This window comes from Brevundimonas intermedia, assembly GCF_027922165.1.
GTDB classification, from domain to species: Bacteria; Pseudomonadota; Alphaproteobacteria; order Caulobacterales; family Caulobacteraceae; genus Brevundimonas; species Brevundimonas intermedia.
The window spans coordinates 260,503-277,046 of record NZ_BSFD01000001.1; the positions used below are offsets into that span (position 1 = coordinate 260,503).

Sequence of the window (16,544 nt, forward strand, 5' to 3'; positions counted from 1 at the left end):
GGCCTTTTAGATCGATTAATGTTCCGCCAAACGGTGTTTGCGGTACGAAATTCGCACCCCGATCTGGTCAGGCCCAGTGCATTTGCACCCGATGCGCCGCGGCCCAGTGGATAGCGCGAATAGCGTCGATGACGGCTTCGGTCGCGGCGCGCGTGCCCAGCGCTCCGCCCAGGTCGGCGGTGACGGCGCCGGCGGCGAGGACGGCCGCCACGGCGGCCTCGATAGAATCAGCCTCGTCTTCCAACTTCAGACTATGGCGCAGCAGCAGGGCGGCCGACAGGATGGTCCCGACCGGATTGGCCAGATCCTGTCCGGCGATGTCCGGCGCCGAGCCGTGGATCGGTTCAAACAGGCCCGGCCCCTCCGTGCCCAGCGACGCCGATGGCAACAGCCCGATCGAACCGCCCAGCACCGAGATCTCGTCCGACAGGATGTCGCCGAACATGTTTTCGGTCAGGATGACGTCGTAATCGCGCGGCTTCCTGATCAGGTGCATGGCCATGGAATCGACCAGGGCGTGTTCCAGCTCGATCTCGGGGAACTCCTCGGCGTGGATGCGGGTCACCACCTCGCGCCACAGGCGGCTGGTCTCCATGACATTGGCCTTGTCGACCGAGGTCACCTTGCCGCGGCGCTGGCGTGCCGTCTGGAAGGCGGCGCGGGTGACGCGCTCAATCTCGGGCACGGTGTATTCGCACAGGTCGGTGGCGCGGTCGGCGGTCCGGGTCTTCTCGCCAAAATAGACGCCGCCGGTCAGCTCGCGGAAGACGATCAGATCAACGCCCTCGACGATCTCCTTCTTCAGCGGCGAACGGTGCGCCAGCACCGGCGACACCTGCAACGGCCGCAGATTGGCGAACAGGCCCATGGCCTTGCGGATCGCCAGCAGGCCTTCCTCGGGCCGGCGCTTGCCGCCGTCCCATTTGGGGCCGCCAACGGCGCCCAGCAGAACCGCGTCGGCGGCGACGCAGGCGGCGCGGGTCGCCTCCGGCAGGGGCTCGCCCGTCTCGTCGATGGCGGCCCCGCCGATCAGGTGTTCGGAGAACTGGAAGTCATGGCTGTAGAAGTCGCCGATAACCGCCAGAACGTCACGGGCAGCGCGCGTCACTTCCGGTCCGACGCCGTCGCCGGGCAGCAGGACGATATTATAAGTCTTGGGGGCGGCGTGGGTCATCAGACAATCTCTCTCGAACGCTCAAAGGCTTCGATCTCAGGCAGGTTTGATTGCAGCCAGCCCAGGGTGTCCACCCCGTTCAGCAGGCATTCGCGCGCGAAGGATTCGACCGCGAACGGCACGGGCTGCGCATTGCCGCGCCGGATCTGGCTGGCCTGAAGGTCGATCGTGACCGGCTGGTCCGGTTGCGACGCCAGATCGTCCCAGACCGCCTGGCTGACGACGATCGGCAGCAGGCCGTTTTTCAAGGCGTTAGATGTAAAAATGTCAGCGATTTCGGTCGAGATCACCGCCCGGAACCCATAATCGTACAGGGCCCAGGGCGCATGTTCACGCGACGAGCCGCAGGCAAAATTCTTGCCCGCCAGCAGGATGCGGTGCTCGGCCGGCTCGATCCGGTTCAGGATGGCTTCGGGCTTTTCCGAACCGTCCGTTTCGTAGCGCCAGTCATAGAAGGCGGCCTTGCCCAAACCCTCGCGCGACGTCGTGGTCAGGAAGCGCGCGGGGATGATCTGGTCGGTGTCGATATTGGCCTGGCTGAGCGTGACCGTGCGGGAGGTCAGGACCTGGAAGGGTTCAGACATTTTGCACTCCTACCGTCTCGCGCGCGGCGCTCGCCTGCTTGAGGGCCGTCTCGCTCAAAAAGACACGGGGATCGGTCAGCACACCGGCCACCGCCGTCGCCGCCGCCGTCGCCGGACTGGCCAGGATGGTGCGGGCGTCCTTGCCCTGGCGGCCTTCGAAATTGCGGTTGGAGGTCGAGACGGCCAGCTGACCCGGCGCGACGAAATCCCCGTTCATGGCGATGCACATCGAACAGCCGGGGATGCGCCATTCGGCGCCGGCGGCGATGAAGACCTCGTGCAGGCCTTCCGCCTCGGCGTCGCGCCGCACGGCCTCCGAACCGGGAACCACCAGCATGCGCAGGCCCGGCTTGACCTTGCGGCCCCGCAGCACCTCGGCGGCGGCGCGCAGGTCGGGCAGACGGCCGTTGGTGCAGGAGCCGATGAAGACCACGTCCACCGGCTGGCTGGTCGTCGCCTCTCCGGCGGTGAAGCCCATATAGGCGATGGCTTTGCGGTCGCTGTCCGACTGGGGCTGCGGCACGGGCGTCCCGATGGGAGCGCCCGCATCCGGCGTCGTGCCCCAGGTCGCCATCGGACGGATGGCGGCGCCGTCGATGGTCACTTCCTTGTCGAAGGTCGCACCCGGATCCGTGGCCAGCTTCAGCCATTCGGCCGTCGCCGCCTCGTAGTCGGCGGGGACGTGTTTGCGGCCGCGCAGCCAGTCGATGGTGGTCTGGTCCGGAGCGATCATGCCCGCGCGGGCGCCGGCCTCGATGGACATGTTGCACAGGGTCATCCGCCCCTCCATGTCCAGCGACCGCACCGCCTCGCCAGCGTATTCGATGACATAGCCGGTGCCGCCGCCGAACCCGATGGCGGCGATGACGGCCAGGGCGACATCCTTGCCCGAGACGCCGGGCTGCAGCCGCCCGTCCACCGTCACCCGCATGGCCTTGGCCTTGCGCTGCAACAGGCACTGGGTGGCCAGCACATGGCCGACTTCCGAGGTGCCGATGCCGAAGGCCAGGGCCCCGAAGGCGCCGTGGGTGGCGGTGTGGCTGTCGCCGCAGACCACGGTCATGCCCGGCTGGGTCAGACCCAGCTCCGGTCCCATCACATGGACCACGCCACGGTCGTCGGAGTCCCAGCCCGCCAGGGGCACGCCATGGGCGGCGCAGTTCTTCTCCAGCCGATGCACCTGGGCCTCGGCCTGGGCTGTGACATAGGGTTTCAGGCCGTTCAGCCCCGCCGGCAAGGTCGGGGTCGAATGGTCCAGGGTGGCGTAGGTGCGGTCGGGGCGGCGCACCTTCAGGCCGCGCGCCTCGATCTCGCTGAAGGCCTGGGGGCTGGTGACTTCGTGGACCAAGTGCAGGTCGATATACAGAACCCCGGGCGTGTCAGCCGTCTCGGACCGCACGACGTGGGCGTCCCAGACCTTGTCGAACAGGGTTTTGGGATCAGGCATACTGCGCCACCGTCTCCTCAACGCCGTCGACGCGGTCGATGATGGCGATCAGTTCGGCGTCGCTGATCTCGCCGATCTGGTCGGCGCGCTGCTTGAAGCCGGCGACCACGGCGGCCAGGCGCTCGCCCTCGATGGGACGACCGATGGTCTCGGCGCGCTTGGCGATGGCGTGGCGGCCCGAGTGCTTGCCCAGCACGAACCAGCTGCCCTCGAAGCCCACGTCCTGGGGCCGCATGATTTCATAGGTGCGGCTGTCGGCCAGCATGCCGTGCTGATGGATGCCGGCCTCGTGGGCGAAGGCGTTGATGCCGACGACCGACTTGTTACGGGCGATGACCGTCTCGGTGATCTCGCACAGGATCTTGGAGGCGCGCACCAGATGGCGGCTGTCGGCGCCGGTCGTGACGCCATAACGGTCCTCGCGGACCTTCAGGGCCATGATGACTTCTTCGATCGAGGCGTTGCCGGCGCGTTCGCCGATGCCGTTGATCGCGCCCTCGACCTGGCGCGCGCCGCCCTCGATGGCGGCCAGGGAGTTGGCGACCGCCATGCCCAGGTCGTCGTGGCAGTGAGCCGAGAAGATCACATGCGGATGGCGCTTGTGGATCCGCGCGGCCAGGGCGCGGAAGGTCTCGCGCACCTCTTCCGGGGTCGCGTAGCCGACGGTGTCGGGCACGTTCAGGGTCCGGGCGCCGGCGTCGGCGGCAGCCTCCAGCACATCGGCCAGGAACTCGGGCTCGGTGCGGAAGGCGTCCTCGGCCGAGAATTCGACGTCGTCGAACAGGCTGGCGGCATATTCGACCGAGCGGACGGCCGTGGCCAGCACTTCGTTGGTCGACATCTTCAGCTTGGCGGTGCGGTGGATCGGGCTGGTGCCGATGAAGGTGTGGCAGCGGCGATGCGACCTGGGCGCCGGCTGCAGGGCGCGGAAGGTGGCGTCGATGTCCTTTTCATTGGCGCGCGACAGGGAGCAGAAAACCGGCCCCTCGATCTCGCCGGCCACGCGGCGGATGCAGTCTTCGTCGCCCGGCGAAGCGGCGGCGAAGCCGGCCTCGATAACGTCGACGCCCAGGTCCTTCAGAACCTGGGCCATCTTCAGCTTGGCTTGGGCGCTCATGGAGAAGCCCGGCGCCTGCTCCCCGTCCCGCATCGTCGTGTCGAAGATGATGACGCGGTTGGGGTCGGCGGCGATCTCCTCAGTTCGGGATACGCCGGATACTCGTACTTTTTCGGCGGTCATTACGCGGCCTCGGATTGAATAATGTCGTTGCCGATGCGGCGCACGCCGAACAGGCGGTCGATCTGGCGACCCAGGTTGTCGATGCAACGGCCGGCGTCGCGGCCGCGCACGGTCAGGGCGATGTGGCGGAAGGCTCCCCCCGAACCGGGAACGTCGGCCATGTTCATGCCGTCGATGTGGAAGCCCCGGCGCTCCACAAGGCCGATGAGACGCTGAAGCGAACCGTCCGCACGGTCGATCTGGATGTGGATCGTGTTGCTCATCTCAGGAGCCCTCCATCATTTCAGCATTGCTCTTGCCCGGCGGAACCAGCGGCCAGACATTGTCTCGGGAATCGATGACCACATGGGCCAGGCAGGGGCCGTCGGCGGCCAGCAGGCGCTGGATGCCGTCGGACACCTGATCGCGACGATCGATACGGAAGGCCTCAATGCCGAAAGCCTCGGCCACCTTCACGAAGTCCGGATTGTCGGACAGGTCGATCTCGGAATAGTTCTCGGCGAAGAACAGCTCCTGCCACTGGCGCACCAGGCCCAGCGAGGAGTTGTCGATCAGCACGATCTTCAGCGGGATGCCGTAACGCTTCAGCGTCGCCAGCTCCTGGATGTTCATCATGAAGCCGCCGTCGCCGGCGATGGTCACGACGGTCGCCGAGGGGTCAGCGAGCTTGGCGCCGATGCCGGCGGGCAGGCCGAAGCCCATGGCGCCCAGGCCGCCCGAGGTGATGTGGGCCTCGGGCCGCGAGAAACGGCAGTGCATGGCGGCCCACATCTGGTGTTGGCCCACGTCGCAGGCGGCGACGAAATCATCGCCGGCCGCTTCGGACACTTCCTTCAGCAGGGCCGGGGCGTAGACCCCCTCGCCCGGCGCGTCATAGCGATAGGCGCCGACGGCGGCGGCCTGGACGCAATCTTCCGACCAGGACTGAATATCCAGGGCCGGACCGCCGGCCAGGCGCGCCGTCAGGGACTCGACCCCGTCCTTCAGCTCGCCGACGACAGCGACATTGGCCGCCCGCAGCTTGCCGACTTCCGAGGCGTCGATGTCGAAATGGACGATCCGGGCGTTGGGCGCGAACTCGGCCAGCTTGCCCGTGGCGCGGTCGTCGAACCGGGCGCCGACGACGATCAGCAGATCGCTGTCCTGCACCGCATGATTGGCGGCGCGGGCGCCGTGCATGCCCAGCATGCCCAGCATGCCGGGCGCGTCGGTCGGGATGGTGCCCAGGGCGTTCAGGGTCGAGACCTGGGGGATGCCGGTCGCGGCGACGAAGGCGCGCAAGGCCTCGGTCGCTCGGCCGATCTTCACCCCGCCGCCGATATAGACCAGCGGCTTCTTCGCCGCCCGGATCGCAGCCTCGGCGGCGGCGATGGCGTCGTGATCGATGCGCGGCGTCTCGTTGGGAATGTGGAAGCCGTAGTCTTCGCTGGTCGTGGCGAATTGCACGTCCTTGGGCAGATCGACCAGGACCGGACCGGGACGACCCGAGGCGGCGATATGGAAGGCCTCCTCGATGGCGGCCGGAACATCGGCGGCGGACCGGACCAGGATCGAGTGTTTCACGATCGGCAGGGTGACGCCCAGTATGTCGATCTCCTGGAAGGCGTCGGTGCCCATCAGGCCCTGCGCCACATTGCCGGTGATGCAGACCATCGGCACCGAATCCATCATCGCATTGGCGATGCCGGTGATCAGATTGGTGGCGCCGGGGCCGGAGGTGGCCATACACACCCCGACCTTGCCGCTCTTCCTGGCATAGGCGTCGGCGGCGAAGGCCGCGCCCTGCTCGTGGCGAACCAGGATATGCTTCAGCTTGGATCCGGCCAGAGCGTCATAGACCGGCATGATGGCGCCGCCCGGATAACCGAACACCACCTCCACGCCCAGCCGCTCCAGGGTGGAGACCAGCAGGCGCGCCCCCGATCGGGGGGCGGCCTCGGCTGAGGATTTGAAGGCGGCGGCGGTCATCAGGGTCATCCGGTCTATCGCTTGCGGCTCAGGCCGCTTCGGACTTGGGGGTGTTCAGCCAGGCCATCCGCTCGCGCAGACGGGCGCCGACCTGTTCGATCTGGCTTTCGCGGTCCGCCTTCAGCCAGGCTTCGTACTGCGGCTTGCCGGCCTCGTTCTCGGCGATCCAGTTGCGCGCGAAGGTTCCGTCCTGGATCTCGTCCAGAATGGTCTTCATGCGGGCCTTGGTCTCTTCGTTGACGACCCGCGGGCCGCTGGCGACCGCGCCGTACTTGGCGGTTTCCGAGATGAAGTGGTGCATCTTCGAGATGCCGCCCTCGTAGAACAGGTCCACGATCAGCTTCAGCTCGTGCAGGCATTCGAAATAGGCGATCTCGGGCTGGTAGCCGGCCTCGACCAGGGTGTTGAACCCTTGCATGACCAGTTCCTTGGCGCCGCCGCACAGGACGGCCTGTTCGCCGAACAGATCGGTCTCGGTCTCTTCACGGAAGGTGGTTTCCAGCAGGCCGCCGGTCGCGCCGCCGTTGCCCTTGGCGTAGCCCATGGCCCGGTCGCGGGCCTTGCCGGTCACGTCCTTCTCGATGGCGAACAGCGAGGGCACGCCGCGGCCGCGCTGGAACTCGCGACGGACCAGATCGCCCGGCCCCTTGGGCGCGACCAGGATGACGTCCATGTCGGGGCGCGGGGTGATGCGCTCGTAGATGATCGAGAAGCCGTGAGCGAACAGCAGGGCCGAGCCTTCCTTGGCGTTGGGCTCGATGATGTCGCGATAGACCTCGCCTTGGACCATGTCCGGGGTCAGGATGGCGATGATGTCGGCGCCCTTGACGGCCTCGGCCGGCTCGGCGGTCGGCACGCCGTCGGCGGTGGCGTGCTTCCAGCCCGTGCCGCCGTGGCGGACGCCGGCGACTACGTCATGGCCGCTGTCCTTCAGGTTCTGCGCATGGGCGCGGCCCTGAGAGCCATAGCCGATGATGGCGATGCGCTGACCGGCGATGGCGCCCGGCTTGATGTCTTCGTTGGTGTAGATGGTGATGGCCATGAGAATTCAGGCGTCCTGAGCAGCAGTGGATTTGTGAGACGCCTGGCCAAAATCGGGAATCTGGGCCGGCGGCGGGTTGGGGATGGTGACCGCACCCTGGGCCGCCGAGGCGACCGAGGCGCGGTATTTGGCGAAGACACCTCGCGCCGGGCGGACTACGTGGGGCGTAAAGCCCGCCCGGCGCGTCGCCAGGTCGACGTTGACGTCGATCCGGCGGTTGGTGACGTCGATGGTGATGCGGTCACCATCGCGAATGAGCGCGATCGGGCCGCCGACGGCGGCTTCCGGCGAGACGTGGCCGGCGACGAAACCGTAGCTGGCGCCCGAGAAGCGGCCGTCGGTCAGCAGGGCGACATTGTCGATCTTGCGACCCTTCAGGGCGGCCGTGACCTGCAGCATCTCGCGCATGCCGGGCCCGCCCTTGGGGCCTTCGTAGCGGATGATGATGACGTCGCCTTCGCCGACCGAACCGTCCTGGACGGCGTGGAAGGCGTCTTCCTCGCTGTCGAAGACGCAGGCCGGGCCTTCAAACTTATCGACCTTGTGGCCGGTCAGCTTGATGACCGCGCCCTCGGGAGCGACGTCGCCATAGATGACGGCGAAGCTGCCGCGGTCCATGACCGGGGCGTCGAAGGTGGTCACGACAACCTGGCCGGGGGTTTCCTCGGCCTCGGCCGCCTCGGCGAACAGGCTGCGGCCGCTGACGGTGGGGGTGTTCACGATCTTGCCTGCCTCGGCCATCCGCTGAGTGACCAAGCGCGTGCCGCCAACGGCGAACAGGTGCGAGGCCAGGAAACGGCCGCCCGGCTTCAGGTCACAGATGACCGGCGCCTCGACACAGGCCTGGTGACAGTCCTCGACGCCGAACTCGACGCCTGCCTCGGCCGCGATAGCCGTCAGGTGCATGACGGCGTTGGTCGATCCGCCCGAGGCTGACACCGCGACGGCGGCGTTCTTCAGGCTGGCGCGGGTGATGTATTTGCGGGCGGTGTCGCCGGCAAACACCCGCTCGACGATCAGACGGCCGCAGCGTTCGCCCTCGGCCGCCTTGCCGGGGTCCACCGCCGGTACGTCGTTGGCGCCCATGGGCGAGATGCCCATGACCGACAGGGCCATGGCCATGGTGTTGGCCGTGAACTGGCCGCCGCAGGCGCCGGCGCCGGGGCAGACGGCCTGTTCGACCGCCTTCAGGCCCGCGTCGTCCAGCGTCCCGGCGGAATGGGCGCCGATGGCCTCGAACACCTCCTGGACCGAGACCTCCTTCGCGCCGATCACGCCCGGCATAATGGTGCCGCCGTAGTAGACCAGGCCCGGGATATCCATCCGCGCCAGGGCCATGGCCGCCGCCGGGATCGTCTTGTCGCAGCCGACGATGCAGACCACGCCGTCCAGTTGATGCCCCTCGATGGCCAGTTCGATGGAGTCGGCGACGACCTCGCGGCTGATCAGCGAGGCCTTCATCCCCGCCGTGCCCATCGAGATGCCGTCGGTGACCACGATGGTGTTGAAGTCGACCGGATAGCCGCCCGCCGCAACGATGCCCGCCCGAACGTCCTTGGCCAGGCGGTCCAGGTGCATGTTGCACGGGGTGACCGTCGACCAGGTGTTGACGATGCCGATCATCGGCTTGTCGAAGTCAGCGTCCTGCATCCCGGCGGCGCGCAGATACGAGCGGGCTGCGGCCCGGTTCGGGCCAGCCGTCACCGCCGCGCTGCGCGCGTTGGGCTTTCTGGGCTGTGAGGTAGAATCTTGCGTCATCGGTCCGGTTCTTTTTGAACCGCCAAGCACGAAAAACCCCGCTTCCTTTCGGGAGCGGGGTGGTGCGAGGCGATCCTGAGTGTGTCTAGGTCAGGTCGCGTGCATCCACGCCGCTTGCATAAGCAGGCCGAGGAGTACGAGGAGAATGAGGAATACAGGGCTTTCCAGACCGATCGGCGCGCGAACGGCCGCGGCCGCCTGAGCGGTGCATCCCTTCATCATGTCGCGCGTCATCGTGGCCACGGGGGCTCCCTGTTCTGACGCCAAGAAACCATACCGGCCGGTGCGGCACAACCCCTGTCGCAAAAATTTTGCTCATTGGATGCGAAACCGCCCCCACAGGGGTGTTTCTTGCCTAGCGCCGTCCCAACCGGCCCAAACCGTAACGCTTCCTCACGCCATGTTAGGCCTAAGGCGCGGCGGCGGGGTTGAAACCGGGCCGCGACAGTTCCATTGAGACGCCCAACAACATAATCGTTCAGAGGAGCCTCCCCATGACCGTTCGCGTCGCCATCAATGGTTTCGGCCGCATCGGCCGTCTCGTCCTTCGCTCGATCATCGAGCATGGCCGCACGGACATCGAAGTGGTGGCGATCAACGATCTGGGTCCGGTCGAGACCAACGCCCACCTGTTCCGCTATGATTCAGTCCACGGCCGCTTCCCCGGCACGGTGACCTCGGGTGAAGACTGGATCGACGTCGGCACGGGCAAGATCAAGGTCACGGCCGAACGCGATCCGGCCAACCTGCCCCACGCCGAACTGAAGGTGGACATCGCCTTCGAGTGCACCGGCATCTTCACCGCCAAGGACAAGGCCAGCGCCCACCTGAAGGCCGGCGCCAAGCGTGTTCTGGTCTCGGCGCCCGCCGACGGCGCCGACAAGACCATCGTCTACAAGGTCAACCACGAGACCCTGACCGCCGACGACATTGTCGTGTCGAACGGTTCGTGCACCACCAACGCCCTGGCCCCGGTGGCCAAGGTGCTGAACGACCTGTTCGGCATCGAGCGCGGCTATATGACCACCATCCACTCCTACACCGGCGACCAGCCGACGCTGGATACGATGCACAAGGATCTGTACCGCGCCCGCGCCGCCGCCCTGTCGATGATCCCGACCTCGACCGGCGCCGCCAAGGCCCTGGGCCTGGTCCTGCCGGAACTGAAGGGCAAGTTGGACGGCTCGTCGATCCGCGTCCCGACGCCGAACGTCTCGGTCGTCGACCTTAAGGTCGTCTCCGGTCGCGACACCTCGGCGGACGAGATCAACGCCGCGCTCCAGGCCGCCGCCGACGGTCCGATGAAGGGCGTCCTGTTCACGACGACCGACCCGCTGGTCTCCAGCGACCTGAACCACATCGCCGCTTCGTCCACCGCCGCCCTGCCCCAGACGCAGGTCGTCGACGGCAAGCTGGCGCGCGTGCTGAGCTGGTACGACAACGAATGGGGCTTCGCCACCCGCATGGCCGACACGGCCCTGGTGATGGCGAAGTTCCTTTAAACCCTGCTTCCCTCTCCCGACGGGAGAGGGCTTGAGCGCACGGCGGCGCAAGTCGCCGTTCTGGCGCGAAAGGGTGAGGGTCACGGTGTGCGAACTGGCCCACCGCCTGCCCCTCATCCGTCTCGCTCCGCGAGCCACCTTCTCCCCATGGGAGAAGGATCATGAGAGATTGAAGCCATGACCTTCCGCACCCTCGACGACGCCAAAGACCTCGCCGGCAAGACGGCCCTGGTCCGCGTGGACTTCAACGTCCCGATGGAGGACGGCAAGGTCACGGACGACACCCGGCTGCGGGTCGCCCTACCAACGATCCAGCGCCTGCGCGACGCCGGCGCCAAGGTCGCGCTGCTGGCCCATTTCGACCGTCCCAAGGGCCAGCGCGTCCCGTCCATGAGCCTGAAGCCGGTCGTCCTGCCGCTGGAGGAACTGCTCGGAGCCCCCGTCCGCTTCGCCGACGACTGCATCGGCCCGGACGCCGTGGACGCCATCCGCGACCTGGACGCCGGCGGCGTGGTCCTGCTGGAAAACGTCCGCTTCCACGCGGCGGAAGAGGCCAATGATCCGGTCTTCGCCCAGAAGCTGGCCGACCTGGGCGACTTCTATGTCAACGACGCCTTTTCGGCCGCCCACCGCGCCCATGCCTCGACGGAAGGCATCGCGCACCACCTGCCCGCCTACGCTGGCGAATCCATGCGCCGCGAGCTGGACGCCCTGGACGCCGCCCTCGGCAATCCGCAAAAGCCGGTCATAGGCATCGTCGGCGGGGCCAAGGTCTCCACCAAGCTGGACCTGCTGAAGAACCTGGTCGGCCAGCTGGACCGGCTGGCGATCGGCGGCGGCATGGCCAACACCTTCCTGTTCGCTCAGGGCGTCGACATCGGCGGATCCCTAGCCGAACGCGACATGGCCGACACGGCGCGTGAAATCATGGCCGAGGCCGAGGCGCGCGGCTGCAAGCTGCTACTGCCCGTCGATTTCGTGGTGGCGACCGAGGTCAAGCCCGGCGCGGCGTCACGCCCCGTCGTCGCCGGCGCCGACCTGTCGGCCGACGACAAGATCCTGGACGCCGGCCCAGCCACGGTCGCCCGCCTGCTTGAGGCCCTGACGGCGTCCAAGACCCTGATCTGGAACGGCCCCCTCGGCGTGTTCGAGGTGCCGCCCTTCGACGCCGCCACCGTGGCCGTGGCGCGTCATGCGGCGGCCCTGGCCAAGGCCGGTGTTCTGGTCGCCGTGGGCGGCGGCGGCGACACCGTCTCCGCCCTGAACCACGCGGGCGTATCGGACGACATGACCTTCGTCTCCACCGCCGGCGGCGCCTTCCTGGAATGGATGGAGGGCAAACCCCTGCCGGGCGTCGAGGCCTTGCAGGCGTGACCGCCTACGCCGACGGGGCGCTGGCCGGCCGGGTCTGCGCCTCGGTGGCCTGACGTAAGGGAATGGTTGTAACACGGCGTGACTTTGTTGCGCCGCAACGCTAGTCTCTCGCCCAATCATAAAAGACTTTCGGCTCAGGAGATTTCATCATGGCGCGCATCACGCTGCGACAGCTGCTCGACCACGCGGCAGAGAACGACTACGCCCTGCCCGCCTACAACATCAACAATATGGAGCAGGGCCTGGCGATCATGGAGGCGGCCCACGAGGTCAATGCTCCCGTGATCATTCAAGCGAGCCGAGGCGCCCGCAACTACGCCAACGACATCGTCCTGGCCAAGCTGATCGACGCCCTGGCCGAGCTCTATCCGGACATTCCGGTCTGTATGCACCAGGACCACGGCAACGGCCCGGCAACCTGCGCCACCGCCATCCAGTACGGCTTCACCTCGGTGATGATGGACGGCTCGCTGGAAGAGGACGCCAAGACCCCCGCCTCCTACGAATACAATGTCGAGGTCACGCGCCGCGTCACCGAAATGGCCCACGCCTGCGGGGTCTCGGTCGAGGGCGAGCTGGGGGTGCTGGGTTCGCTGGAGACCGGCATGGGCGAGGCGGAGGACGGCCACGGCTTCGAAGGCAAGCTGGATCATTCGCAACTGCTGACCGACCCGGATCAGGCCGTCGACTTCGTCGCCGCCACCAAGGTCGACGCCCTGGCCATCGCCATGGGCACCAGCCACGGCGCCTATAAGTTCAGCAAGAAGCCGGACGGCGACATCCTGGCCATGAATGTGATCGAGGACATCCACCGCCGCCTGCCCAACACCCACCTGGTGATGCACGGAAGTTCTTCCGTGCCGCAAGATCTGCAGGACATCATCAACCAGTACGGCGGCGAAATGCCCCAGACCTGGGGCGTACCGGTTGAAGAAATCCAGCGCGGCATCCGCCACGGCGTGCGCAAGGTCAATATCGACACCGACAACCGCATGGCCATCACCGGCGCTATCCGTAAGGCGCTGATGGAAAACCCGCGCGAGTTCGATCCCCGCGCCTATCTGAAGCCCGCCAAGGCGGCGATGAAGAAGCTCTGCATGGAGCGGTATCAGCAGTTCGGCTGCGAGGGTCAGGCATCGCGCATCCGCCCGCTGTCCACCGCCCAGATGGCCACCCGCTATGCCTCGGGCGACCTGGACCCGTCGTTCCGCGGCGTGGCCATCAAGGCCGCCTGATCGATCAGAAGACGGAGTAGCGGCCGCTCAGTTCGCTTCGCACCTGGCGCAGGTCCCATTCGGCGCGATCCAGCGCGTCGCGCGCCTCACGGGCGTTGCGGCGCGCGTCGCGGATTTCTCCGCGCACCTCGTCGATCCGGTCGCGTATCCGCTGCTTCTGTTCGTCCGTCAGACCGTCCTGGCGCAGTTCGCGCTGCTTAGCGTCCAGCTTGTCCTCGCGATCCTCGATGCGGGACTCGGCGCTGCTCAGCGCGCTTTCGGCGTTCTCGACCGCCGCCTCGACCTCATGCAGCCTGCGCCCGTCGTTATAGGCGGGCAGGAACTCCGCCTCCTCTTCAGGGCGGCAGACGCCGTAGTAGGTGTTGCCCGCCCGCCCCTCGGTCCAGCCGCGCTGGAAAGTGCAGTAGCTTCTCAGCCCGTCCTCGCGCGCCGATCCATAGGCGGCCGGATTGGGCGACACCTGATACTTCTCACAGGCCTTGGCGTGGTCGTCTAGCCGGCTCATCGGATAGCCTGCTGCACCGTCGGCATAGCCCTTTTCGCCCCAGGCGCCGGCCAGGCACTCGTCCTTGCTCATGGTGGTGCAACTGCCCAGCAGCGCCGCTGCAGCAATACCGCCCGCCGCGATCAGAAAACGCTTCATCGGATTTCCCCTGCGCCCCAAGCTTCACTATCGAACGACGACGGGTTCTCGCGCAACCCGCGCGCCGTGCTAGGGAGCCCCGGTGTCCGACCCTGATCTGATCGACGAAGAAGACCTGCCCCCGCCCCTCGCCCCGGCCGAGGTGCTGGAGGCTCGCCTGGCCGCGCCCGGGGTTCGCCTGGACAAGGCGCTGGCCGACGCCTTCCCGACCCTGTCGCGCGCTCGGCTCCAGGCCCTGATCGCCTCCGGGGCGGTCAGCCGAGACGGCCAGCCCCTGACCGGCGGCTCCGCCAAGGCCCAGCCTGGTCTCTATGTCGTCGCCCTGCCGCCCGTCGCCCCGGCCACGCCTCAGCCCGAAGCCATCCCCCTGACGGTCCTCTACGAGGACGCCGACCTGATCGTCATCGACAAGTCCGCCGGCATGGCGGCCCACCCGGCGCCGGGCTGCGAGAGCGGCACCCTGGTCAACGCCCTCTTGGCCCACTGCGGCGACAGCCTGTCGGGTATCGGCGGCGTCGCCCGTCCCGGCATCGTTCACCGCCTGGACAAGGACACCTCCGGCGTCATGGTCGCCGCCAAGACCGACCGCGCCCACGCGGGACTTTCGGCCCTGTTCGCGACCCACGACATCGAACGCACCTACATCGCCCTGACGCGCGGCGCTCCGTCGCCGTCCAAAGGCCGGATCGAGACCCGCATCGGCCGCTCCACCGGCGACCGCAAGAAGATGGCTGTGTTGCGCGCCGGCGGCCGCGAGGCGATCACCGACTATGTCGTCCAGGCGACCTTCGGCGAACCCGCCAAATCCGGCGGCGCACCAATGGCCGCCCGTGTCGCCTGCACGCTGCACACCGGCCGGACCCACCAGATCCGCGTCCACCTGTCGTCCAAGGGTTCGCCCATCCTCGGCGACGCCACCTATGGCTCGGGCAGCCCCGCCGCGGCAGTGCGGGCCACCATCGCGGAGGCCGGCCTGACCCGCCAGGCGCTGCACGCGGCTGTGTTAGGCTTCGTCCATCCAGTCACCGGCGAAACCCTGCGCTTCGAGACCGCGCCGCCCGCTGATATGATGCGGCTCGAAGCCCTGCTCTCCGACCTCTGAGGCCGCCATGCTCGACCCCGAAATCCACGACAACGTCGAGCTCAAGCGTTATCAACTGCCCGTGGATGGCGAGGTGGCGATCGTGACCTACAACCTGTCTCCGCCGAACCTGATGATCACCGAGACTCTCGTCCCGCAACGTCTCGAAGGCCAAGGCATCGCCAGCCGGCTGGCGAAACATGTTCTGGCGGACGCCCGGGCGCGAGACCTTTTGATCTTGCCGGTCTGCCCCTTTTTCTCCGCCTATATAAAGAAGCATCCCGAGTACGCCGACGTCGTGCATCCCACCTACCGGGGAATTCTGGGACTCTGACGAAGGCCTCTTACGCCTCATACGATCACTTTGGATCGCCAAAGGGTTGTCACAGCACTCGCCTTCGGCATAGCGTCAATAGATCAGCGGGAGTTCTTGGACATGATCATTTTCGCCGTTGCCCTCGCCCTCTCCGGCCAGACCGGAAGCCTGCCGCGTCCGGCCGCGTCCTCCACACCGTCGGTCCAACCCGCCGCGCCACGGGTTGTTGAAGTCGCGAGCGCCGACGCAAACGGAAGCGAGACCGAACAACGCCGTGCCGGACGCCCTCTGATCTGCCGAAACGAGACTGTGCTCGGATCGCGGTTCCCTGTCCGGCGTTGCCGGCCCGCCGATCTGACGCCAGAGGAGCGTGCGCTTGCTGCCGACCAGCTTCGCCGTCAGCAAAGCCAGAACATGAGAGCAGACGGAACTGCGTTCTAGTAACGTCTACGCCTAATCAGCCTATCTCTCGGTCCATCTTGGGCCGCATCTGAGACTTCAATTGAGAAAGTCGCCCCGAGCACAGCGACGCTATGCAGCCAATGCGTTGCGGAACTGCGGGACATCTTACGGAGAACAGCTGCTTGGCCGCCAAGGATGCAGCCCTCTTGCATATCTGGATTGTCACCAGGGTCATATTGACATACCGTCAGTACACAAGGGGATTTTACACCATGATCATTCTCGCTTTCACCCTCGCGATTTCCGGTCAGACGACGACCCTGCCGCTTCCAACCGACTCGTCTGCCGTTCCGGGCCAAACTACCGAAGCCGCCACGGCCTCCCGCTCGAACGGAACGGCGGCGGAAGAACGACGTGCCGGACGGCCTTTGGTCTGCCGCAACGAGCCGGTCGTCGGATCGCGTTTTCCGGTTCGGCGTTGCCGGCCTGCTGATCTGACTCCGGAAGAGCGCGCGCTCGCCGCTGACCAGCTGCGCCGCCAGCAAATCGTCACCATGAATGGCGACTGATCGGCGACTAGCTCAAAGGCGGGTCTTGAATAGCAACTGACCAAGTTCTACATCAGACGCCAGTCGGCAAGAGTGGCGCCGGGGCCACGGTCACGCTTTCGTGTGACACCCCGCCTCTAAAAACGGCGGCAACCCATCGCTACCTTACCGGTTGAGGGGTGAGACGTCGGCGCACACACGGTGGCCGACGACGAAGCGCCCGCTCGTTT

The 16,544-nt window shown here is 66.9% G+C and carries 16 protein-coding genes; 6 read left to right on the forward strand and 10 right to left on the reverse strand.

All coding sequences use genetic code 11. The annotated features are described in order from the left end of the window. Positions 1-67 precede the first annotated feature (67 nt). The 9 genes from leuB to PKE72_RS01240 all read right to left on the reverse strand — a co-directional run bounded on the left by leuB (position 68) and on the right by PKE72_RS01240 (position 9,456). Complete coding sequence (gene leuB, locus PKE72_RS01200; protein ID WP_271163648.1) at positions 68-1,174, reverse strand: 3-isopropylmalate dehydrogenase; 1,107 nt, start codon at positions 1,172-1,174, stop codon at positions 68-70. After that, a complete protein-coding gene (gene leuD / locus PKE72_RS01205; RefSeq protein ID WP_271163649.1) occupies positions 1,174-1,758 on the reverse strand; it encodes a 3-isopropylmalate dehydratase small subunit in 585 nt (194 codons plus the stop codon). Before leuD ends, leuB begins: the two co-directional genes overlap by 1 nt. Continuing rightward, the gene (leuC, locus tag PKE72_RS01210) at positions 1,751-3,205 is read right to left on the reverse strand and encodes a 3-isopropylmalate dehydratase large subunit (protein WP_271163650.1); all 1,455 of its coding nucleotides are present in this window, start codon (positions 3,203-3,205) and stop codon (positions 1,751-1,753) included. The genes leuD and leuC overlap by 8 nt, the downstream gene beginning before the upstream one ends. Continuing rightward, positions 3,198-4,445 (reverse strand): 2-isopropylmalate synthase, encoded by a 1,248-nt coding sequence (locus PKE72_RS01215; RefSeq protein WP_271163651.1) that lies wholly within the window; start codon positions 4,443-4,445, stop codon positions 3,198-3,200. The genes leuC and PKE72_RS01215 overlap by 8 nt, the downstream gene beginning before the upstream one ends. Then, positions 4,445-4,708, reverse strand: coding sequence for an ACT domain-containing protein (locus tag PKE72_RS01220; RefSeq protein WP_271163652.1), 264 nt, complete (start codon positions 4,706-4,708; stop codon positions 4,445-4,447). The genes PKE72_RS01215 and PKE72_RS01220 overlap by 1 nt, the downstream gene beginning before the upstream one ends. A 1-nt stretch (position 4,709) precedes the next feature. Then, positions 4,710-6,422, reverse strand: a complete 1,713-nt coding sequence (ilvG, locus tag PKE72_RS01225) for an acetolactate synthase 2 catalytic subunit (RefSeq protein ID WP_271163653.1) — start codon at positions 6,420-6,422, stop codon at positions 4,710-4,712. A gap of 19 nt (positions 6,423-6,441) precedes the next feature. Beyond that, positions 6,442-7,455 carry a ketol-acid reductoisomerase gene (gene ilvC / locus PKE72_RS01230; protein WP_271163654.1) on the reverse strand — a complete coding sequence of 338 codons (1,014 nt, stop codon included), beginning with the start codon at positions 7,453-7,455 and terminating at the stop codon, positions 6,442-6,444. Between the two features lie 6 nt (positions 7,456-7,461). Next, positions 7,462-9,213: a dihydroxy-acid dehydratase gene (ilvD, locus tag PKE72_RS01235; protein ID WP_271163655.1), complete on the reverse strand. Its 1,752-nt coding sequence runs from the start codon at positions 9,211-9,213 to the stop codon at positions 7,462-7,464. A 90-nt stretch (positions 9,214-9,303) separates the two neighbouring features. Continuing rightward, the gene (locus tag PKE72_RS01240) at positions 9,304-9,456 is read right to left on the reverse strand and encodes a hypothetical protein (protein WP_271163656.1); all 153 of its coding nucleotides are present in this window, start codon (positions 9,454-9,456) and stop codon (positions 9,304-9,306) included. Between the two features lie 251 nt (positions 9,457-9,707). On the opposite strand from PKE72_RS01240, the gene gap reads away from it, so the two are divergent. The 3 genes from gap (at position 9,708) to fba (ending at position 13,324) form a co-directional block, all read left to right on the forward strand. Further along, positions 9,708-10,715 (forward strand): type I glyceraldehyde-3-phosphate dehydrogenase, encoded by a 1,008-nt coding sequence (gap, locus tag PKE72_RS01245; RefSeq protein ID WP_271163657.1) that lies wholly within the window; start codon positions 9,708-9,710, stop codon positions 10,713-10,715. 177 nt (positions 10,716-10,892) lie between these two features. Beyond that, positions 10,893-12,089, forward strand: a complete 1,197-nt coding sequence (locus PKE72_RS01250) for a phosphoglycerate kinase (protein ID WP_271163658.1) — start codon at positions 10,893-10,895, stop codon at positions 12,087-12,089. Between the two features lie 149 nt (positions 12,090-12,238). Further along, on the forward strand, positions 12,239-13,324 hold the full coding sequence (gene fba, locus PKE72_RS01255) for a class II fructose-bisphosphate aldolase (protein ID WP_271163659.1): 1,086 nt from the start codon (positions 12,239-12,241) through the stop codon (positions 13,322-13,324). Positions 13,325-13,328: 4 nt separating this feature from the next. Here fba and PKE72_RS01260 read toward each other — a convergent pair whose 3' ends face one another. Further along, on the reverse strand, positions 13,329-13,967 hold the full coding sequence (locus tag PKE72_RS01260) for a DUF2799 domain-containing protein (protein WP_271163660.1): 639 nt from the start codon (positions 13,965-13,967) through the stop codon (positions 13,329-13,331). A gap of 82 nt (positions 13,968-14,049) precedes the next feature. Here PKE72_RS01260 and PKE72_RS01265 point away from each other — a divergent pair, with 82 nt between their 5' ends. The 3 genes from PKE72_RS01265 (at position 14,050) to PKE72_RS01275 (ending at position 16,335) form a co-directional block, all read left to right on the forward strand. Then, a complete protein-coding gene (locus tag PKE72_RS01265) occupies positions 14,050-15,069 on the forward strand; it encodes an RluA family pseudouridine synthase (protein ID WP_271163661.1) in 1,020 nt (339 codons plus the stop codon). 7 nt (positions 15,070-15,076) lie between these two features. Then, positions 15,077-15,382 carry a GNAT family N-acetyltransferase gene (locus PKE72_RS01270; protein WP_271163662.1) on the forward strand — a complete coding sequence of 102 codons (306 nt, stop codon included), beginning with the start codon at positions 15,077-15,079 and terminating at the stop codon, positions 15,380-15,382. 656 nt (positions 15,383-16,038) lie between these two features. Beyond that, a complete protein-coding gene (locus tag PKE72_RS01275) occupies positions 16,039-16,335 on the forward strand; it encodes a hypothetical protein (protein WP_271163663.1) in 297 nt (98 codons plus the stop codon). Positions 16,336-16,544: the final 209 nt, after the last annotated feature.